Source organism: Mesorhizobium sp. B2-5-13 (assembly GCF_006440535.1).
Classification (GTDB): Bacteria; Pseudomonadota; Alphaproteobacteria; order Rhizobiales; family Rhizobiaceae; genus Mesorhizobium; species Mesorhizobium salmacidum.
The window spans coordinates 211,476-231,199 of sequence record NZ_VFUI01000001.1; the positions used below are offsets into that span (position 1 = coordinate 211,476).

At 61.0% G+C, this 19,724-nt stretch carries 24 protein-coding genes and 1 pseudogene; 10 read left to right on the forward strand and 15 right to left on the reverse strand.

All coding sequences use genetic code 11. The features are described from left to right. Nucleotides 1-46: 46 nt before the first annotated feature. The gene (locus FJ434_RS01110) at nt 47-1,459 is read right to left on the reverse strand and encodes a circularly permuted type 2 ATP-grasp protein (protein ID WP_181166003.1); all 1,413 of its coding nucleotides are present in this window, start codon (nt 1,457-1,459) and stop codon (nt 47-49) included. A gap of 171 nt (nt 1,460-1,630) precedes the next feature. Next, nucleotides 1,631-1,867, reverse strand: coding sequence for an Lrp/AsnC family transcriptional regulator (locus tag FJ434_RS01115; RefSeq protein WP_010909609.1), 237 nt, complete (start codon nt 1,865-1,867; stop codon nt 1,631-1,633). Nucleotides 1,868-2,170: 303 nt separating this feature from the next. Here FJ434_RS01115 and FJ434_RS01120 point away from each other — a divergent pair, with 303 nt between their 5' ends. After that, entirely contained in the window at nt 2,171-2,590 is a 420-nt protein-coding gene (locus FJ434_RS01120) for a DUF4864 domain-containing protein (RefSeq protein ID WP_140503751.1), read from the forward strand. 19 nt (nt 2,591-2,609) lie between these two features. Here FJ434_RS01120 and tgt read toward each other — a convergent pair whose 3' ends face one another. Genes tgt through coaD form a run of 7 tightly spaced genes read right to left on the reverse strand, consistent with a single transcriptional unit; the run spans nt 2,610 to nt 7,186 of the window. Next, the gene (gene tgt, locus FJ434_RS01125; protein ID WP_140750211.1) at nt 2,610-3,740 is read right to left on the reverse strand and encodes a tRNA guanosine(34) transglycosylase Tgt; all 1,131 of its coding nucleotides are present in this window, start codon (nt 3,738-3,740) and stop codon (nt 2,610-2,612) included. Then, nucleotides 3,733-4,002: a hypothetical protein gene (locus FJ434_RS01130; protein ID WP_140750210.1), complete on the reverse strand. Its 270-nt coding sequence runs from the start codon at nt 4,000-4,002 to the stop codon at nt 3,733-3,735. The genes tgt and FJ434_RS01130 overlap by 8 nt, the downstream gene beginning before the upstream one ends. Then, entirely contained in the window at nt 3,992-5,080 is a 1,089-nt protein-coding gene (gene queA, locus FJ434_RS01135; RefSeq protein WP_140750209.1) for a tRNA preQ1(34) S-adenosylmethionine ribosyltransferase-isomerase QueA, read from the reverse strand. Before queA ends, FJ434_RS01130 begins: the two co-directional genes overlap by 11 nt. Further along, nucleotides 5,080-5,529, reverse strand: coding sequence for a DMT family transporter (locus FJ434_RS01140; protein WP_140503745.1), 450 nt, complete (start codon nt 5,527-5,529; stop codon nt 5,080-5,082). The genes queA and FJ434_RS01140 overlap by 1 nt, the downstream gene beginning before the upstream one ends. A 12-nt stretch (nt 5,530-5,541) precedes the next feature. After that, on the reverse strand, nt 5,542-6,054 hold the full coding sequence (locus FJ434_RS01145) for a peptidylprolyl isomerase (RefSeq protein ID WP_140711728.1): 513 nt from the start codon (nt 6,052-6,054) through the stop codon (nt 5,542-5,544). Between the two features lie 26 nt (nt 6,055-6,080). Then, nucleotides 6,081-6,668 (reverse strand): peptidylprolyl isomerase, encoded by a 588-nt coding sequence (locus FJ434_RS01150; protein ID WP_140503741.1) that lies wholly within the window; start codon nt 6,666-6,668, stop codon nt 6,081-6,083. Nucleotides 6,669-6,685: 17 nt separating this feature from the next. Then, nucleotides 6,686-7,186 carry a pantetheine-phosphate adenylyltransferase gene (gene coaD / locus FJ434_RS01155; protein WP_027144953.1) on the reverse strand — a complete coding sequence of 167 codons (501 nt, stop codon included), beginning with the start codon at nt 7,184-7,186 and terminating at the stop codon, nt 6,686-6,688. A gap of 195 nt (nt 7,187-7,381) precedes the next feature. Between coaD and FJ434_RS01160 the strand changes: the two genes are divergently transcribed. Continuing rightward, the gene (locus tag FJ434_RS01160) at nt 7,382-7,534 is read left to right on the forward strand and encodes a hypothetical protein (protein WP_015317717.1); all 153 of its coding nucleotides are present in this window, start codon (nt 7,382-7,384) and stop codon (nt 7,532-7,534) included. 62 nt (nt 7,535-7,596) lie between these two features. Here the strand turns inward: FJ434_RS01160 and gyrA are convergent, their stop codons facing one another. Continuing rightward, nucleotides 7,597-10,380, reverse strand: a complete 2,784-nt coding sequence (gyrA, locus tag FJ434_RS01165) for a DNA gyrase subunit A (protein ID WP_140750208.1) — start codon at nt 10,378-10,380, stop codon at nt 7,597-7,599. Between the two features lie 210 nt (nt 10,381-10,590). On the opposite strand from gyrA, the pseudogene FJ434_RS01170 reads away from it, so the two are divergent. Continuing rightward, a pseudogene (locus tag FJ434_RS01170) lies at nt 10,591-10,854 on the forward strand (SulP family inorganic anion transporter); the annotation flags it as partial. Between the two features lie 35 nt (nt 10,855-10,889). Here the strand turns inward: FJ434_RS01170 and FJ434_RS01175 are convergent. After that, nucleotides 10,890-11,720 carry an AraC family transcriptional regulator gene (locus FJ434_RS01175; RefSeq protein ID WP_140750207.1) on the reverse strand — a complete coding sequence of 277 codons (831 nt, stop codon included), beginning with the start codon at nt 11,718-11,720 and terminating at the stop codon, nt 10,890-10,892. Between the two features lie 85 nt (nt 11,721-11,805). Here FJ434_RS01175 and FJ434_RS01180 point away from each other — a divergent pair, with 85 nt between their 5' ends. The 3 genes from FJ434_RS01180 (at nt 11,806) to FJ434_RS01190 (ending at nt 13,480) form a co-directional block, all read left to right on the forward strand. Further along, nucleotides 11,806-12,342 (forward strand): hypothetical protein, encoded by a 537-nt coding sequence (locus FJ434_RS01180; protein ID WP_140503734.1) that lies wholly within the window; start codon nt 11,806-11,808, stop codon nt 12,340-12,342. A gap of 32 nt (nt 12,343-12,374) precedes the next feature. Continuing rightward, a complete protein-coding gene (locus tag FJ434_RS01185) occupies nt 12,375-12,752 on the forward strand; it encodes a VOC family protein (protein ID WP_140503732.1) in 378 nt (125 codons plus the stop codon). Nucleotides 12,753-12,850: 98 nt separating this feature from the next. Then, a complete protein-coding gene (locus FJ434_RS01190; RefSeq protein ID WP_140503730.1) occupies nt 12,851-13,480 on the forward strand; it encodes a MarC family protein in 630 nt (209 codons plus the stop codon). A gap of 5 nt (nt 13,481-13,485) precedes the next feature. Here FJ434_RS01190 and FJ434_RS01195 read toward each other — a convergent pair whose 3' ends face one another. Further along, nucleotides 13,486-13,911 (reverse strand): OsmC family protein, encoded by a 426-nt coding sequence (locus tag FJ434_RS01195; RefSeq protein ID WP_140750206.1) that lies wholly within the window; start codon nt 13,909-13,911, stop codon nt 13,486-13,488. 514 nt (nt 13,912-14,425) lie between these two features. Beyond that, nucleotides 14,426-14,695, reverse strand: a complete 270-nt coding sequence (locus FJ434_RS01200) for a hypothetical protein (RefSeq protein WP_140750205.1) — start codon at nt 14,693-14,695, stop codon at nt 14,426-14,428. Nucleotides 14,696-14,873: 178 nt separating this feature from the next. Between FJ434_RS01200 and FJ434_RS01205 the strand changes: the two genes are divergently transcribed. The 4 genes from FJ434_RS01205 (at nt 14,874) to FJ434_RS01220 (ending at nt 17,359) form a co-directional block, all read left to right on the forward strand. After that, on the forward strand, nt 14,874-15,215 hold the full coding sequence (locus tag FJ434_RS01205; RefSeq protein WP_140750204.1) for a hypothetical protein: 342 nt from the start codon (nt 14,874-14,876) through the stop codon (nt 15,213-15,215). Nucleotides 15,216-15,518: 303 nt separating this feature from the next. Next, a complete protein-coding gene (locus tag FJ434_RS01210; RefSeq protein ID WP_140750203.1) occupies nt 15,519-15,719 on the forward strand; it encodes a hypothetical protein in 201 nt (66 codons plus the stop codon). Between the two features lie 87 nt (nt 15,720-15,806). Next, a complete protein-coding gene (locus FJ434_RS01215) occupies nt 15,807-16,520 on the forward strand; it encodes a hypothetical protein (RefSeq protein WP_140750202.1) in 714 nt (237 codons plus the stop codon). A gap of 80 nt (nt 16,521-16,600) precedes the next feature. Then, complete coding sequence (locus tag FJ434_RS01220) at nt 16,601-17,359, forward strand: metallophosphoesterase (protein WP_140750201.1); 759 nt, start codon at nt 16,601-16,603, stop codon at nt 17,357-17,359. A gap of 161 nt (nt 17,360-17,520) precedes the next feature. On the opposite strand, the gene FJ434_RS01225 is transcribed toward FJ434_RS01220, so the two are convergent. Next, a complete protein-coding gene (locus FJ434_RS01225; RefSeq protein WP_140750200.1) occupies nt 17,521-19,368 on the reverse strand; it encodes a hypothetical protein in 1,848 nt (615 codons plus the stop codon). An 11-nt stretch (nt 19,369-19,379) separates the two neighbouring features. After that, the gene (locus FJ434_RS01230; protein WP_135900566.1) at nt 19,380-19,601 is read right to left on the reverse strand and encodes a hypothetical protein; all 222 of its coding nucleotides are present in this window, start codon (nt 19,599-19,601) and stop codon (nt 19,380-19,382) included. Between the last annotated feature and the right edge of the window lie 123 nt (nt 19,602-19,724).

The following is a 19,724-nucleotide window of genomic DNA, read 5'->3' on the forward strand; positions in this document are numbered from 1 at the left end:
AGTAGGGAAGAATGGGTTTCATGATCGCTGCGTCCCCCCGCTCAGCTCAGTCATCCAGCACCCAAGTGTCTTTTGTCCCGCCGCCCTGAGAGGAATTCACCACCAGCGAGCCTTCCTTCAGCGCAACGCGCGTCAGCCCACCGGGCACGATCTGGATGCGATCGGATACCAGCACATAGGGCCTGAGATCGACGTGGCGCGGCGCCAGGCCCTTTTCAGTCAGGATCGGACAGGTCGAGAGCGCGAGCGTCGGCTGGGCGATGTAATTAGACGGTTTGGCTTGCAGCTTCTTGGCAAAATCCTGACATTCCTTCTTGGTCGCGGCCGGTCCGACCAGCATGCCGTAGCCACCCGAACCATGCACTTCCTTGATCACCAACTCGTGGATATGCTCGAGCACATATTTCAGGCTGTCCGGCTCCGAACAGCGCCAGGTCGGGATGTTGCCGAGGATTGCCTTGCGGCCGGTGTAGAATTCGACGATCTCGGGCATATAGGAATAGATCGCCTTGTCGTCGGCGATGCCGGTTCCCGGTGCGTTGGCGATGGTGATGTTACCGGCGCGATATACATCCATGATGCCGGGTATGCCGAGAGCTGAATCCGGCCTGAAGGTCAGCGGGTCCAGGAAAGAATCATCCACGCGGCGGTAAAGAACGTCGATCTGCTTGTAGCCTTCGGTCGTGCGCATCGCGACATGTCCATCGACGACGCGCAGATCCTGCCCCTCCACCAGCTGCACACCCATCTGGTCGGCAAGGAAGGCGTGTTCGAAATAGGCGGAATTGAAACTGCCGGGCGTCAGCACCGCGATGGTCGGCGCATCCTTGGTGTTCTGCGGCCGCACCGCCGCCAGCGACTGGCGCAACAACTGCGGATAATTCTCCACTGGCCGCACCTTGATCTTCTGGAACAGCTCGGGGAACAGTTGCATCATCGTTTCGCGGTTCTCCAGCATGTAGGAGACACCGGACGGCGTGCGCGCATTGTCCTCCAGCACATAGAACTCGTCCTCGCTGATACGCACGATGTCGACGCCGATGATGTGGGTATAAACTCCGGCCGGCGGCCGCACGCCGATCATTTCCGGCAGGAATGCCTCGTTCCTGGCGATCAGGTCCCTGGGAACGCGGCCGGCGCGAAGGATTTCCTGGCGATGGTAGATGTCGTCGAGGAAGGCGTTCAGCGCCTGTACGCGCTGCTCGATGCCTTGCGTCAGGCGACGCCACTCATTGCCTGAAATGATGCGGGGAACGATATCGAACGGGATCAGCCGCTCGGATGCTTCCTGCTCGCCATAAACGGCAAACGTGATGCCGGTCTTGCGGAAGACGCGTTCGGCGTCCTGCATCTTTTCGGTAAGTCTGGCTGGATCCTGCTCCTTCAGCCAGCGATCGTAAGCCGAATACGGTCGTCTAAGTCCGGAAACCTCCGGAAGCATTTCATCGAACGCTGCCAATCGCATACTCCCCTGTGACGCCATTTCACTGGCGTCGTTCGAGAAAATCAAGCGCAATCGGTGATTTGGGAGATCCGGACGATCAGTATGTTGCGGCTGCCTAAAATTGAGGCAGCTGAAATATGAGCTTGATCAGGCTCTGCCTCATGCCCGGGCAAATGCCCCGCGCGGCTAGAAGGCGCGGAAGGTGACGACGGTGAACGTGTCCTTGATACCGGGAAGAATCTGCACCTTTTCGTTGACGAAATGGCCGACGTCTTCCTCATCGTCGACATAGAATTTGGCGAGCAGATCGTAATTGCCGGCGGTGGAGTAGATTTCCGAGGCGATCTCGGCATCGGCAAGCGCGCTGGCAACCTCATAGGATTTGCCCAGCTCGCATTTGATCTGCACGAAAAACGCCTTCATGGCTTCGTCCCGCTAACTTCCAGGTCCAGCGGCCCTTCTGGCAGACTGGAGGCGGCCTTTCAAGCGTTGGAATGCGCACTTAGCCGGCGCTTGCCTTGGCCGCGGCCTCGCGCAGCATGCTCTCTCCCTCAGGGTCCACGATGAGAGCCCCGCCCTAAAGGAAGCTTACGCGTAAGAATTCGCCGCGGCGGGACGAATATTGCCGCCCGCTGAAACCGTGAAGCGCCGCCACCCGTATGTTAGGATGCCGCCCGGAACAGCTTTTGCTGGAGGCGGCTTCTCGATGGACGGTGGAGACAGGCCATGCGCCGCGGCTTTTTCGCATTCGCGTTCGTTTCGCTCATGCTGGCTTCCCAAGCGTTTGCCGGCGACGCCGAGATCAAGGCTGGCCAGGCCGTCATCGACGGTCAATTGAAGGCCCTCATCGCCAATGACGGCGCCAAGGCCTATAGCTTCGCCGCCCCGAACGTGAAGCAGGTCTTCCCGACCGTCGATGCCTTCATGAACATGGTGACCAACGGCTACCCACCGGTGCGCAAGCCGCAGTCCTATTCCTTCGGCAAGTTCGAGGAGACCGGCTCGGGTTCGATCGTCCAGCACGTGCTGATCGTCGGCCCCGACGGCAAGGACTACGAGGCGGTCTACACGCTGCAGCAACAGCCCGACGGCACCTTCCAGATCACCGGCTGCAGCCTGCGCGCTTCGAACTCGCTGAGCACCTGAGCGCTGCAGCGTCGGTGCGTTACAACGCCGGGATGTCGCCTCTCGCCCAGCCTTCGCTGATATCGGCGCCGCGTGCCTCGAAGCTGCCCGCCTCGATCGCGGCCCGGATGTCCTGCATCAGCTTCTGGTAATAGGAAAGGTTGTTCCAGGTCAGCAGCATCGCCCCGAGCGCCTCCTGCGAGCGCACCAGATGGTGCAGATAGGCGCGCGAATAGTCGCGCGCCGCGGGGCAATCGCTCTCGTCGTCGAGCGGGCGCGGATCGTCGGCGTGGCGGGCGTTGCGCAGATTGACCTTGCCGCGCCTGGTATAGGCAAGACCATGCCGGCCGGCCCTCGTCGGCATCACGCAGTCGAACATGTCGATGCCGCGCGCCACCGATTTCAGGATATCGTCCGGCGTTCCCACGCCCATGAGATAGCGCGGCTTGTTGTCGGGCAGTTCCGGGCACGTGATGTCGAGCATGTCGAGCATCACTGCTTGCGGCTCGCCGACAGCCAGGCCGCCGACAGCATAGCCCTTCAGGTCCATCGCGCTCAGCGCCTGCGCCGAGCGCACCCTGAGCGCCGCGTTGTCACCACCCTGCACGATGCCGAACATCGCCTTGCCCGGCTGGTCGCCGAACGCCGCCTTGCAGCGCTCCGCCCAGCGTAGCGACAATTCCATGGCGCGCTCGATCTCTTTCATCTCGGCGGGCAGCGCCGTGCATTCGTCGAGCTGCATCTGGATGTCGGAATCGAGCAGCCCTTGAATTTCTATGGAGCGCTCCGGTGACATTTCATAAGCCGCGCCATCGATGTGCGAACGGAAGGTGACGCCTTTCTCGGTCAGCTTCCTTAGCTTCGACAGAGACATCACCTGGAATCCGCCGCTGTCGGTCAGGATCGGGTGCGGCCAGCGGGCGAATTCGTGCAGACCGCCGAGCCGCGCCACGCGCTCGGCCCCGGGCCGCAGCATCAGGTGATAGGTGTTGCCAAGGATGATGTCGGCGCCGACGCCGCGCACCTGGTCCATGTACATGGCCTTGACCGTGCCACCGGTGCCGACCGGCATGAAGGCCGGTGTGCGGATTTGGCCGCGCGGCATGTCGATCAAGCCGCGCCGCGCCTTGCCATCGGTCGCCAGCACCTTGAAGGTGAACGTCTCAGCCATTGAATTCCTTGTCGTGGACCGGCGCATCCGGCGCCTGCCTGTCGAGCGATTGGCGATATCGGATGCAGCCGCGCATGAATTTGGGCCAGGGGGGCACAGCGATCGACGGCGTGGTCTTCTCAGGCAGCAGGTCCCACAGATCGGGGTGATGCCAGCACAGATCGTGCCCTGTGGTGTCGCGGTGTGCGCGAATGCCGGCGCGCAGCTTTTTCACTTCCGCGATCAGGCTTTCGCGATCGAGGGTTTGCAGATCATCGTCCATCGCTCATCTCCGCTCGGTAAAGCAGGCTTGCGTCGCCATAGGAGTAGAACCTGTAGCGGTTCGTTATGGCATGCGCATAGGCGGCACGCATCGTGTCGAGGCCGCTGAAGGCCGAAACCAGCATGAACAGCGTCGAGCGCGGCAGATGGAAATTGGTCATCAGCATGTCGGCGGTGCGAAAGCGGTAGCCGGGCGTGATGAAGATGTCGGTCGGGCCTGACCATGGCGCCAGCGTGCCGTCTTCACGCGCCGCGCTCTCGAGCAGGCGCAGCGAAGTCGTACCCACGGCGATGATGCGCCCGCCCCTTGCCTTCGCGGCGTTGAGCGCATCGGCGGTCGCCGGGCTGACCGAGCCGATCTCGGCATGCATTTTGTGGTCGGCGGTGTCGTCCGCCTTCACAGGAAGGAACGTACCGGCGCCCACATGTAAGGTGACGAAGCGGCGCTCGACCCCCTTGGCGTCCAGCGCCGCAAAAAGCTCCGGCGTGAAATGCAGGCCAGCGGTAGGCGCGGCAACGGCACCTTCTTCCCGGGCATAGATGGTCTGGTAGTCGGCACGGTCGCGCTCGTCGTCATCGCGCTTCGAGGCGATGTAGGGCGGCAGCGGAATGTGGCCGACCGCGTGCAGCGCCTCGTCGAGGAAGGGACCGGATAGGTCAAAGCCGAGCAGCGCTTCGCCGCCCTCGCCCTTCTCGATCACCGTGGCATCGACCTGGCCGAGGAAACAGGAATTGCCGTCATGGCCGAAATGGATGCGGTCGCCGGCGGCGATGCGCTTTCCCGGCCGCATGAACGCCAGCCAACGGTCTGGAGCCTTGCGCATGTGCAGCGTGGCCTCGACCTGCGCCACCGCCTCGCCGCGCCGCCTGATCCCTTTCAGCTGCGCTGGAATGACCTTGGTGTCGTTGAAGACCAGCACGTCGCCGGTGCGGAGCAAGGACGGCAGATCGCCAACCGTGCGGTCCTCCAGCCCCTTGCCCGGCTCGATGACGAGCATTTTGGCGCTGTCGCGCGGCTCTGCCGGGCGAAGCGCGATGCGCTCCTCCGGCAGGTCGAAATCGAAGAGGTCGACGCGCATCAGTACAGCCGAACGAGCAGCGCTCCGGCCAGCAGAAGCACGGCGCCGGCGATCCGGCCGAGCGAGATTTCGCGCACAGCGACACCAAGGAAGCCGACGCGGTCGATGAGCATGCCGGCGATCAACTGACCGGCCACCAGGAACGCCATCAGGGCGGCCGCACCAATGCGCGGCGTCAGGATAGTTGAAAGCGTGACGTAGAAGCCGCCGAGCATGCCGCCGGCGACGAACAACCAGGGTGCCGGCGCCTTCCAGTCGAGCGAAATCTCTTGCAGCTTCACCACCGTGACGGAGATGATGCCGAGTACGATCGCACCCGACAGGAACGAAAACGCGGCGGCCGCGACCGGGAGACCCAGGCCGCGCGCAAGCTGCGAATTGATCGGCGCCTGAATGGCAATGAAGGCGCCGGACAGGATGCCGAGAAGCGACCAGACGACGCCCATCATTGTCGTTTCGCCTTACTTGACGTCGGCCGCGACCTTCAGCGACACGATCTTGTCGGGATCCTGCACCGGCTCGCCGCGCTTGATCTTGTCGATATTGTCCATGCCTTCGATGACCTGGCCCCAAACCGTGTACTGGCGGTTGAGGAACGCGGCATCGTCGAAGCAGATGAAGAACTGCGAGTTGGCCGAGTTCGGGTTCTGCGAACGGGCCATCGAGCAGGTGCCGCGGCCGTGGTTCGCGTTGGAGAATTCAGCCTTCAGGTCAGGCTTTTCAGAGCCGCCCATGCCGGCGCGCGATGGCGCAAACGAAGGCTTGCTCGAATTGCCGAACTTGACGTCGCCGGTCTGCGCCATGAAGCCTTCGATGACGCGATGGAAGACGACGCCGTCATAGGCGCCTTCGCGGGCCAGTTCCTTGATGCGGGCGACATGGCCGGGGGCCAAATCGGGAAACAGTTCGATGACGACCTCGCCCTTGGTCGTTTCCATGATGAGCGCGTTCTCGCGGTCCTTGATCTCGGCCATGTCAGATATCCTTTTGAAAAATTGAATTATTTGTCGGCAGCGATGCGCACTTTGATCATGCGGTCGGGATCGGTGACCGTGCCATTGTCCGCCTCGTCGCCCTTTTTGATCTTGTCCACCAGCTCCATGCCGCTGACGACATTGCCGATGATTGTGTACTGGCCATCGAGCGGCGGTGCCGGTGCGAACATGATGAAGAACTGCGAATTGGCGGAGTTCGGATCCTGCGAACGGGCCATGCCGACCACGCCACGCTTGTAATGCTCGGTCTGCGAGAATTCGGCCGGCAGGTCGGGCAGGTCCGAGCCGCCGGTGCCGACGGCCTGGGCATTGAAACCCTTGTTCATGTTGCCGAACTTGACGTCGCCGGTCTGCGCCATGAAGCCGTCGATGACACGATGAAAAGCAACATTGTCATAGGCATGATCGCGCACCAGCTTCTTGATCTGTGCGACATGCTTGGGCGCCAGGTCGGGGCGCAGGGCGACAGTCACGTCGCCATCTTTCAGGGTGATGATCATGGTGTTTTCCGGATCGGCGGCATGGGCGGAAACGGACGCGGTCAAGAGACCGGCGAGCACAACAAAGAATGAGGCGAGCCTTTTGAGCTGCATGAGGATTTTCTCCGGGCTTATTTCGCGAATTTTGCGGTGAGCGCACCGGCCACGGCCGCCGGCACGAAGGGGCGGATGTCGCCACCCATCGAGGCTATCTGGCGCACAAGTGTGGCGGTAATGGTGCGCACCGATGGGCTGGCGGGCAGGAAAACCGTCTGCAACTCAGGCGCCATGGTTTCGTTCATGCCGGCCATCTGCATCTCGTAGTCGAGATCGGTGCCGTCGCGCAGACCGCGGATCATGATCGAGGCGCCTTCTCGTCTGGCGGCATCGATCACCAGCCCATCGAAAGCGACCACTTTGATGCGGGCGCCGTCGCGGCCGAATTCGGCTTTCGTGGCGGCTTCGATCAACCGCACCCGCTCTTCGAAGGAAAACAGCGGCTTCTTGCCCGGATGAATGCCGATCGCGGCATAAACGATGTCGGCAACCGCCAGCGACGCTTTCAGCACATCGAGATGGCCGTTGGTCAGCGGGTCGAAGGAGCCGGCATAAAGGGCGATGCGTTCGGTCATGCGGGAGCTTCTAGCGAGCCTCTCTCACAAAGGCAAATCCGATTGGCAGGTGGCCCGTGAACCTTTTCCGGCACATGAACGACAGATGAATACGTTGATCACGCAGCCTTCACGCAGCGTTCACTAGGTTCCACCCTTAATAAGATGAAACCAAAGTCCCATATATCCGTTTGTAAGGCGCAGGAGAACACGCACATGCTGATCTACATGCTCGCCACCGCGATGACCGTCGCCATGCTGATCGCCACGGTATTCGGGCTGCACCAGGAGGCACAGCGCATCCGCGTCAAGGCAACCACCAAGCGCTTCGAAGGCTTTGGCTTGCGCAAGCCATATCGTCACTACTAAGTCAGTCCCGACTTGCTGCCACGCCGCCCATCGGCCGGCGTATGTCAAGCCTGCTCCAGGGACTATTCGGCGCTATCCGGACCGCTGTCCGACTCCGCGCCCACGGCCTCTTCCGTTTCCTCGTCCGATTGCGGCTCCGAAATCCGCTCGACCGAAACCACCTTTTCACCTTCAGCCGTGTTGAAGATGGTCACGCCCTTGGTGGCGCGGCTGGCGAAACGGATGCCGTTGACTGGCACCCGAATGACGGTGCCGCCGTCCGACACCAGCATGATCTGATCGTCGTTGCCGACCGGGAAGGTTGCCACCAACTGGCCGATTTCGGTTGTTTTCGAGACGTCGGTGGCGCGGATGCCCTTGCCGCCACGACCAGTCAGGCGGAAATCGTAGGACGACGAACGCTTGCCGTAACCATATTCGGTCACCGTCAGCACGTACTGCTCGTGCGCCTTGAGGAATTCGTAGCGATCGTCTGGAAGCTCGGTCTCCTCGCCGATCTCCTCATTGGTGAGCGCGATCTCTTCTTCCTCTCCAGCCGTCTCGGCGGCAAGCCGCCGCTCCGACGCCGCCCGCTTGAGGTAAGCGGCGCGTTCCGCCGGTGAAGCATCGACATGCTCTATCACCGACATGGAGATGATGCGGTCGGTCGCGGCCATGGTTATGCCGCGCACGCCGACGGAGTTCCGGCTCTGGAAGACGCGCACGTCGCCGACCGAGAAGCGAATGCACTGACCCGAATTCGCCGTCAGAAGCACGTCGTCATTATCGGTGCAGGTCTCGACGCCGAGGATTTCGTCGCCCTCCTCCTCCAGCTTCATGGCGATCTTGCCGTTGCGGTTGACCTGTACGAAGTCGGACAGTTTGTTGCGGCGCACGGTGCCGCGCGTGGTGGCGAACATCACGTCGAGTTCGCCCCAGCTCGTCTCGTCCTCGGGCAGCGGCATGATCGTGGTGATGCGCTCGCCCTGCTCCAGCGGCAGCATATTGATCAGTGCCTTGCCGCGTGACTGCGGGTTGCCGATCGGCAGGCGCCAGACCTTTTCCTTGTAGACGATGCCGCGCGAGGAGAAGAACAGCACCGGCGTGTGCGTGTTGGCGACGAACAGCCGGGTGACGAAATCCTCTTCCTTGGTCGACATGCCGGAGCGGCCCTTGCCACCGCGGCGCTGCGCCCGGTACAGCGAAAGCGGCACGCGCTTGATGTAGCCGGAATGGCTCACCGTCACGACCATGTCCTCGCGCTGGATCAGGTCCTCGTCTTCCATGTCCGCGCCGCCGTCAGTGAGCTCGGTGCGGCGTGGCGTGCCGAACTCGTCGCGCACGGCGGCGAGTTCGTCCTTGACGATCTGCTGGATACGCGCGCGAGACGACAGGATGTCGAGGTAGTCCTTGATCTCGTCGCCGATCGTGTTCAACTCATCGGCGATTTCGTCGCGGCCGAGCGCGGTCAGGCGCTGCAGGCGCAGTTCGAGGATGGCGCGCGCCTGTTCCTCGGACAGATTGTAGGTGCCGTCCTCGTTGATGCGGTGGCGCGGATCGTCGATCAGAAGGATCAGCGATTCAACGTCACCCGAAGGCCAGCGCCGCTCCATCAACTGCTCGCGCGCCGTCTGCGGATCCGGCGCGGTACGTATAAGCTTGATCACCTCATCGATGTTGGCAACGGCGATGGCCAGACCAACCAGCACATGGGCGCGGTCGCGCGCCTTGCGGAGCAGGAACTTTGTCCGCCGGCTGATCACCTCCTCGCGGAAGGTGACGAAGGCCGTCAGCATGTCGATCAGGTTCAGCAGCTCCGGCTTGCCGCCGTTTAGCGCCACCATGTTGGCGCCGAAGGACGTCTGCAGCGGCGTGAACCGGTAGAGCTGGTTGAGGACAACGTCGGCAACGGCGTCGCGCTTGAGCTCGATAACGACGCGATAACCCTGACGGTCGCTTTCGTCGCGGATGTCCGAAATGCCCTCGACGCGCTTGTCGCGCACCAGTTCGGCCATCTTCTCGATCATCGAGGCCTTGTTCACCTGGTAGGGAACCTCGGTGATGATGATCGATTCGCGGTCGTTGCCGCGCTGTTCGATGTTGACCTTGCCGCGCATGACGATGGAGCCGCGGCCGGTGGAATAGGCGCTATAGATGCCGGAGCGGCCAAGCACGATGCCGCCGGTCGGGAAATCGGGGCCTGGAATGATCTCCATCAGCGCCGGCAGGTCGATCGCCGGATTGTCGATGACGGCAATGGCGGCGTTGCAGACTTCACCGAGATTGTGCGGTGGGATGTTGGTGGCCATGCCGACGGCAATACCGCCCGAGCCGTTGACCAGCAGATTGGGAAAGCGCGCCGGCAGAACCTTCGGCTCGGTGTCCGAAGCATCATAAGTGTCCTGGAAATCGACGGTGTCCTTGTCGATATCCTCCAGAAGCTCGTGCGCGACCTTGGTCAGGCGCGATTCGGTATAGCGCATCGCCGCCGGCGGATCGCCATCGATCGAGCCGAAATTGCCTTGCCCGTCGATCAGCGGCACGCGCAGCGACCAATCCTGCGCCATGCGCACCAAGGCGTCATAGATCGAGGCATCGCCATGCGGATGGTATTTACCCATCACGTCGGCTACCGGACGCGCCGATTTCACATATTTGCGGTTCCAGTGGTAGCCGCTCTCATGCGCAGCATAGAGAATGCGGCGGTGCACCGGCTTCAGGCCATCGCGCACATCGGGCAACGCACGGCTGACGATCACGCTCATGGCGTAAGAGAGATAAGAACTCTGCATCTCCTCGATGATGGAGATGGGTTCAATGCCGGTAGGCCCGCCGTCGGCGCCGCGCGGTGTCTTTTGGTCGGTCAAATCGTATCACAATCTAATCAGGAATCACTGCCCGCTTATATAGGAAGCACGGCCGAAACTCCAACGTTCACGGCACTTTTCCAGTGTCATTTTCGGTGGTGATTTCAAAAGGATACCGCTAATTGCGACGATATGGCCATTATGCTTTTCGCCGCCGCCAAGGCAAAAGCCGGCAATGGACCAACTCCCCAAGCAAAAGCCGCGATCACCATGAATTGGAGCCTATGGCCGCCTTTCCGGGCGCTGAGCGGCTGGCAGGCCCGGGATCTCAATGGTGACCTGATCGCGGGCGTGACACTGGCCGCGATCGCTATTCCCGAACAGATGGCGACAGCCAGGCTCGGCGGTTTTGCTCCAGAGCTCGGCTTTTTCGCCTTTGTCGCCGGTTCGGTGGCGTTTGCCCTGTTCGGCGCCAATCGCCACCTTTCTTCGACGGTCACGCCACTGTTTGCCGGCGGCCTCGCCATGCTGGCCGATCATGGACGGATGCCGCGGGTGTGACGCGATTTTCAGCCGCGGCCCGCGCGCCTGGCGCGATAGCGGCCCGGCGTCTCGCCCATGACACGCCGAAACCGGCGATTGAACGTCGACAGATCGTTGAAGCCGGCCTCGAAAGCAATTGCCGAGATGGCATCGTTGGCCGTGCGCAATCGCACCGCCGCGCGATGCAACCGGGTCCTGAGCAGGTACTGATAGGGCGTCATGCCGGCGACCTGCCGGAAGATGCGCAGGAAATGATAGGGACTGGTCGCGGTCTCATCCGCCAACGCCGGAAGCGAGATCGGCCCGTCGGCATCCAGTTCGATCCGCCGCACCGCCTCGGCAACCCTTTTCTGGTCGCGGCGGCTTGGATCGCACCCGGCATGCGTGTCGCCGGAGAGCGTTGCCACGGCGGCACCCGCGACGCGCAGGGCGAGTTCCTCGAATGCGTCCGTGTCGGCCATGTCGCGCGCGGCTTCCGCCTCGGCCAGCAGCGGCGCCAAGGCCTGTAACGGCGGCAGGCGTGGCGCCGCGAAGCTGAGCGTCCTGGCGCCCGGCACGTCGGCCACGATCCGGTCCATATAGGCCGACCCGAAATGGAAGGAGAGGCAACGGTCGCCATTGCCGTGCTCGTGCCCGCATTCGTAGCATGTGCCGGAATTGCCAAGCAGGAGGCTGCCTGGCGCGAGCACTGCCGTGCCTTGCTGCGCGCGGTAGCGGAACGAGCCGCTGGTGACGGCCGCAACGCAGAAATCCCGATGCGCTTCCTCGAATGGCCGATCGCCGGCGCTGGCCGTGCAGATTACATCCGCCACGTGCCAACCGGGTCCGGATGCAAGGGTATCCGCGGTCGCCGTCATGGCCAAAATATAGCAATTTTTCCCAAGCCCAGAACCCTGCCAGCACTTACTCTTGGCGATCTCCTGACAAGAAGAGGCCGCTGCCGTGTTCGACCAATCCTCATTTGCCGAAGCCTTGCACAGTCCCGGACCGATGGAAGGTCTCGCCGAAAAACTGAACCTTTATGGCCGCTTCGTCGGTGCCTGGACGTTTGACGCCTCGCGCCATCTCGAGGACGGCACGGTGCTGACCGGACGTGGCGAGGTGCATTTCGGCTGGGTTCTGGAAGGCCGGGCGATCCAGGATGTCTGGATCCTGCCCGCGCGTGACGCCGGTTCCTCGCCGTCGCTCGGCAAATGGACTTTTTATGGCACGACGCTGCGGGTCTATGACCCCCGCGTCGACGCCTGGCACATTTTCTGGAGCGACCCGCGCAACCAGTATTTCAGCCGCCAGCTCGGCCGCGCCGAAGGCGACACCATCGTGCAGGTCGGCGCCGATGACACCGGCTCCTCCGTGCGCTGGAGCTTTTCGCGGATCACCGAAAATTCCTTCCGATGGCTCGGCGAACGTTCACAGGACGATGGTGCGACATGGCGGCCCGAGGTGGAATTCCTGGCGCACCGATCAGCAAGAAGTTGACACCGCAAAGCATTGTAAGAATGGAGAAAACGATGTTCAATCATATCTCGATCGGCGTTCGCGACGTCACCGCCTCCAAACGTTTCTACGATGCCGCGCTAATGCCGCTCGGCTTCACTTGCGTCAGCCAATCGCCGGGTTCGCTCGGCTATGGCGCCCTGGGTGTCGCGCTATGGGTCAATGAGGCGGCGCGGCCGGTGCCGGCGGACGAAAAATCCGGCCTGCATTTCTGCTTCGCGGCGCCGACACGGGATAGCGTCGATGCCTTTCATGCCGGAGCGTTGCGCGAAGGCGGTAGCGACAATGGCGCGCCGGGCCTGCGCGCCGACTATGGCGAGAACTACTACGCGGCCTTCGTCGTCGATCCGGACGGCTATCGCCTGGAGGCCTATTGCGGCACTGCCGGCTAACCGTCGAGAGCTGTAGTTTCGCAGTCCTGACAGTTCCCACCGACCGGGCTTTGCACTACCAATGCGGGTACGGGCCTGGCCCGGTGGGAGGGTCAGCGATGCCGAGTTTCGACAGCCTGTTCAATGCCTTCGTCACCATTCTCGTGACCATCGATCCGCCCGGCCTGGCGCCTCTGTTCCTGGCCGTCACACGCGGCATGAATCGCGAGGAGCGCAGCCAAGTTTCCGTCCGTGCCTCGATCATCGGTTTTCTGGTGATGGCGTTGTTTGCGCTGGCCGGCGCCTCTATCCTGTCGGTGTTCGGCATCACCCTGCCGGCGTTCCGCGTCGCCGGCGGGTTCCTGCTGTTCTTCATCGCCTTCGAAATGGTCTTCGAGCGCCGGCAGGACCGCAAGGAGAAGATCGGCGACGTCGCCATCACCAAGGACATGATCCACAACATCGCCGCCTTCCCGCTGGCGATCCCACTGATCGCCGGGCCTGGCGCGATTTCAGCGACGGTGCTGCTCTCCGGCTCGTTTCAGGGCTTTGCCGCGCAGGCGGCCCTGGTCGGCATCATTTTCGTCTGCCTCGTCATAACCTATCTGGTGTTCGTGCTGTCGGAACGCATCGACCGCATCCTCGGCCAGACCGGCCGCTCGATCCTGACCCGCCTGCTCGGGGTTATCCTGGCGGCACTGGCCGTGCAGTTCGTGGCAGATGGCATCAAGGCGCTGATGGTCTCGTAGGCCGCTTATTTCGAGGTCGTATCGATGACTTCAAAGTCGTGGGTAATCGTCGCGGTCTTGGCCAGCATGGCGGAGGCCGAGCAGTATTTTTCGATCGAAAGGTCGATTGCCCGCTTGACCTTGTCGCTGGACAGCGCCCGGCCCTTGACGATGAAATGCATATGGATGCGGGTGAACACTTTGGGATCGGCCTCGGAGCGGTCGGAATCGAGCTCGACCACGCAATCATCGACGGCCTCGCGCCCCCTCTCGAGGATGTGCACGACGTCATAGGCCGAGCAGCCGCCGGTGCCGATCAGCACCAGCTCCATCGGGCTCGGTCCCGGCGTCTTGCCCTCCGGGCTGGACGCCGTGCCCATCACGACCTTGTGGCCGCTGCCGGATTCGCCGACAAAGGTGCGCTCCTCGACCCATTTGACACGTGCCTTCATCGCTCCGTCCTTTCAGTCGTTGATCGCGCCGACTGTCGGCTCAAATCAACAATGCAAAACCCCGAAAGTCCGTGCAGGACCCTCGGGGCATCTCAAGCAACAAGCATTCGCCGTTTGGTATGGCTTCCGATCAGAACGGTTCTGTGCGGTGAAAAATGTAAACATAAGTCCCATTCGTCTGATTTCTCATCGGAAACTCCTGCGCCGCTGATCACCTGTGTAAACTCGACAGGTGTAAACTAGCGTCTTTTTCGGCATCGTCACAGGGGGATTGGAAAGGGTCGCGCGGCGCAGCCGCACGGGCCTTTCCAATTCACATGTGGCGATCAAAATGCTGCGACAGTGAAACCTCCGAGCCGGTTCCGAATGTCCCCTGTCTGCGGTCGAGGCGTCTGACCACGGGCGCTTTCCGGCCAAAAGCAACATGATGCTGCCGATCACGCTGAGGACTGGGCCGAGAGCGAACTGGCTATCACCCTGGAGATCGTGGCTCTCCAGCCGACACCAGGCGCGGCTACCTGTCCGACAACTGAAACCCAATCTTCTTGACCAGGCCCTTTCGAACGCGCATCGCGGGTCCATTGGATTTCGTTTCGGGAAGGAACTCAACGCCAAGCTCCTCCAATGCCGCCTGGACGCGCAGACTGATCTCCAGACCTACTGGCTCCCGTGCCTCGATCCGGACAATTGAGCGAGTGCTCACACGCGCCTTGTCGGCGAGTTCTTTTGGGGTGATGTCCAGGAGCGCGCGGGCCGCGCGAAGGAAGTCGTAAGATGCCTGCATGCCAGAAGTTCTACCCGTAGCCAAACGGGAAGACCAGCTATCCTGTTGATAGGCGTCGCAGCGCCGGAGAAGGCGTATGGACGCCTGATCGCGGACGCCGTATCTATCGGGCCGTTGATTCCGCGAATCAAAGGATTCGACCCAAGCGGGATCCTTACCGGAGCATGGAGGCACACCAATGTTGCTGTTTGGCCGCGAGACGATGACCGACGCTATGTTCAACTTCCAGACCGCCCGTCTTCTCGCATTGGCCGATGACATGGAGCGCGTCCGTTGTGGCGTTCCGCCGGAAGTGATGGCGGGTGATGCGGCCCCAATTCTCGACCGATGGATCCTTGCCCAAAGGATTGTTCCCTGCCTTGCCGGGCTGTCGACCGGCCATCCCCGACTTGTCGGCCAGGACAGATTGATCGCCACAACAGATTTGTGGCTGCTCTCCGAAGACCGGGCTTGGGCACGAACGCTGTCGCGATGGTACAGAGTCGGACGTCCCGCCGAGCAGTCCGTCCTCGATTCTTGAGGGCTGGCCATGACATCCAGGGGTTCGACCTTCGACCGCCGCCTGAAGGCAGCGAAAGCCCGCTTGCATGAGACAGAAGGATCATCGCTTGTCGATCATCCACCCGGGGGCAGATCAAAGCACAACTTGATGGAGCGCGGGATTCCTATGGCGAATCCTTTGGCGTCTGCATCACAGCGGCCACTCGCGTTCGGCAGGTACATAGCCAGCGAAGCGCTGCTCGGGCTTCTCGGCCATACTGAAAGCTGCCTCACCCTCATCAGGGCAGGCCCCATCGCTTCCTGTGACTGCAGAACCGCGCACATGGAGGATCCAGCGATCGCCGTCGAGGTGACGAGGCATTATGCCCGCATAGCCATCGCGACCGGATCGCCGATCCCGAGGGTGATCCTCGAGCTTCTGACCTGCCACGTCATGGACGCAAACCCTGCCTGCATCGAGTCGGCGGAATGGCTTGAGGCGACTGGTCTTCTCGACCTCTCGCCGCAGGCGAACAGCCACTAGGGAGCGGAACATTCATGAACCATCGTCGGGAAGCTAGTCGGGCCAGCCAGTTCCATCGGTCACGGCAACGATCGAAAGGATTGGAAGATGAAAAAGCGTCGCACACCACGTCTCTCGCGACAGCATCGTAGCAACAAGACCAGAGCTGTCGAGGCTGCGGGTGACTTCGGCATTTCTGCTGAAAGGGCTGTAGACGCTGTTGGCAGCGCGGACAGTTTTCTCGGGGACTCATTGCTTTTGCGATTACTGCAGCTCCAGTTCCGGACGTCCGTCCATGAAGCCGCTCACGCGGTAGCGCGCCTCCATCTCGATCTTGGAACCATCGTGAAGATTACCATCGAGGCTCCGGAAGGTGGCTATGTCACCGGGACCATGCCTGAAGAGCAGACCGAGGCGATGCTCACCGGCGTTCTCATCGCAGCACTCGCGGGCCGAGCGGCGGAGGAGATGATCGTGGGGTCGGTCGCCGCCGGATCCGGCTCTGAGTCCTGTGATCTTGCGGCTGCCACCGCATTGGCATTCGACATGGAGACTGTGATGGGTTTTTCGAAGAAATGGCCTTTGCTTCACCGCAAAGTCGAGGATCGCGCATCGATGCTTGCGACCGACCACGATCTGGCGGAGCGGGTGAATACCCGGCTGGAGAGCGCCTATGCCGTCGCCCGAAAAATGGTTGTCAACCAGGAGATCGCGATCGATTTCCTTGGCGAGATCTTGCTTGAGCGAAAGACGTTGGAGGGACCCGAACTCGACGCCGTGCTCCAGCAAGTGAAGCAGCGGATCGTTGTGACGCCAGAGTGATCGAAAAACACCGCGGTCACGTTTGCAGGATTCGTGGAGCTTTGGCGCACCCACGTGAATGAAATCAAGGTTTCGATCTTATGAAAGTATGGCTATTCTCCGACTTGCACCTTGAATTTGCCGATCTGCGGCAGCCGCGGACGATCCCTGATGCCGACGTCTGCGTCGTCGCGGGAGATCTTTGCCGCGCCCCCGCCAACGGCGTTCACTGGTTGGGCAAAAACGTCGCTCATGCGATGCCGTGCATCTATGTCGCCGGCAACCACGAATTCTATAAAGGCTCGATCAAAGAGGGACTGGAAGACGGGCGCGCCGCGGCCGCCCAATTCCCGAATGTGCACTTCCTGGAGAACGATTTTGTCATGATCGACGGCGTTCGGTTCCTCGGCGCGACGCTATGGACCGACTATCGGATCGAAGGGCATCCAGACCTCGCCATGGTCTACGCGCGCGAACGCATGAACGACCACAAGCTGATCGCAGAACAGAGGAATCCCTGGAAAAGATTCGTGCCGGAGACGGCATTCCGAATGCATCAGGAATCCCGTCTGTTCCTCACTTCCGTTCTGAAGGCCGATCCAATCAAGACCGTCGTCGTCACCCACCACCTCCCGCACGCGAAATCTATCCCGTCGAGATTCGAGGGCGACCTGCTGAATGCCGCCTTTGCGTCAGACCTCTCCGAGGTGATCGAAGTCGGTCGCCCTGCTCTATGGTTGCACGGGCATACTCACGACACCTGCGACTATCGGGTCGGCAGCACGCGCATTCTCTGTAATCCGCGCGGCTACGGTGACGAGAACATCGCATTTGATCCGGCGCTGGTCGTGGGAGTGTAGCCCGCCAGCGTTGACGTGCGCCCGAGCCAGCTTCCCAGCATCCATTGCGGTGAAGGTAGCTTCGAGCTTTGAATTCAGCTCGGGAAGTCGGAAGGAATGGAAAATTGCCGTTCGGCTCGTCTGCAGCGCGGCGCTGTTTTCGCGCTACTGGATAGTGGCCTCTACGCCACCTCCGGCTCCACGGCGGCAAATCCATGCGCCTTGAGCTCGGCGCTGATCCACTTCCGTGCCGTTGTGATACTCTGACGATAGTCGTCCGCCGCTAGAGACAGCGACTCCGGCGAGGTCGCCCTCTCGAGATCTTCGAGTGACCACCCATCGACCAATCGTTTGCTGATCGCGTAGCAGGTAGCTTTGCCCACGCGAAATGCCATAGATCGCTGTGCCGCCCTGAGGATGATGCTGCGAAGCGCCTCGCCTTCTGCTTGCCCCGCAAAGTGTACTTCTAGCTCCGCAGTCATTCTATCGACCGCAGAATAGAGGCCGTTGACGAAGAGGGTCTGCGCATCCCTATAAAAGCGGCCCGCACGCCCCTTCATCTGCTTCTCATCGATCTCCGCTGGATCGTCCAATATCTCGATCGTAGGGACACGTTCGAGTGCCTGCGCCTCCTTGGAAAGCCTCGCGCCCTCTGGTGCCTTCCGAATCTTCTTATCCGTCGCCCTCTGGCCGGAGTTCCGTTCGCCGCGAAGGAAGCGATCCTCCTCGTCGTCGACGGAATCGACGTCAGCCGAGCCAGCCTCGTCGAGACCGACGTCACTATCCTCAGTGCGCTGGGGCGTGTTGAGCGACTTCACGTAGGTCGAAGTCGGCAAACGGAACTCGTCAAGTAGCTTCTGAAGGTCATTCTGCAGATCATCGAGGTTCTCGTCCCTCGGAGGATGAGCCTTTCTGATCACCTCTTTCACCCATTCGGGCATCAATTCGCGAACCTTCACGGCATAGTCGTCGGTCGTGATCGGAATGCGCTCCTCAATGGTCGTGACGGCGTCACGATATTGGTTTGGAAGAGCTGCATTCTCCGGCAGGTATATCTCGACCGTAAGGACGGTGGAGCCGAAAGGTATCCCGTAATTTGGGGCGACAGCCGACCATTTCGGCCCGGTACGGAAGTCGTATCGCTCACCCTTATGCACCAGTGCACAGAACGACGTCGATGATGTCGCTGGGTTGTTGAGTGCGCTTAAAGAGTGGCTGTAGTTGGCATGCTTAGGGTCGTGCAAGTACTGAATTTTCACACCTGTCTCGGGACAGAGAACAGTCTGAGTGTTTGGCAGTTGCGGGATCACGTCTTGCAGCGTTTTTAGGGTGCGAGTCCTTCCTGTTTCGTCTCGCCCGCCTCCTTTTGTCATGGCGACATCCAAAATCACTTTGACACCCGGACGAAACTCTGCGAACCGCCGAAATATCTGTGTTGCGACATAGCTACGGTCAACACGGATTCCTCTGCCGATCGGCTCCGACACCGTGTCGTGGAGATCGTCCTCGCCCATAAGCACGACTTCCGTCCAGTCCTGTGAGAGATCGGCTGTCTTCCGCACCGCCTCGGTGACATCAAAGACGGTCTCCTGCCGCCCTTCGACCTCGAAGGCAAATCGAACAAACGTATCCGCTTCATCGTCGAATCCTATTGTAACCTCGTGAACCACGCCGGCCTTGCAGGACCGATAGCGGATTCCTGCGGGCGAGACGGTCAGGCCGGAGACCTTGGCGCCTATGCCGAAATTTTCACTCAGCGACATCTGTTTGTTGATCGAGGCAGAGATGTTCGTTGCCGTCCGAAGTTCCCCGGAATCCATTCCTGGTCCGGTGTTCCAGAGCGTCAATTTCCGAACACCTCCGACTAATGACGGATAGATGCGCACAGTTCGATTGCCCTCGGCTGCCAGTGCCGCACTTTCCTGCGCGTTCATGAAGAACTCACGGACAAGCGTATTTCGCGGCGCTTGACCGATCAGGCGGTTGATCAGAAATTTATCGTCCTGGATTGTTAGGCGTTCGAAGCTCATCGCATAGACCCCTATAGCTTGAAGACATCCTTCTCGGCTGCCGACGTTGATCCGAACTTCCGTTCGAGATCTGACGCTGCATCGCGAAGCGCCCTGACAATCTTCTTCACGTCACTCTCATCAAATTCGTAGGCTCTTCGATTTGAAAGATTCCCGATTTTCCGGACAGCCTCCAAAGCTGCCTGGGTCCTACCCTCGGCAAGCTTCACGAATTTCTCCCTCTTTTCGGACATGTAGGTACTCCCGCGCTCGGAAGAATAAGTGATTAAACGGCACGCTGAAGATGTCAACATTCAAGAGAATATCTTGACAAATTTCATTACGCATTTCGGACCACAATGCGCAAGATGCTCACC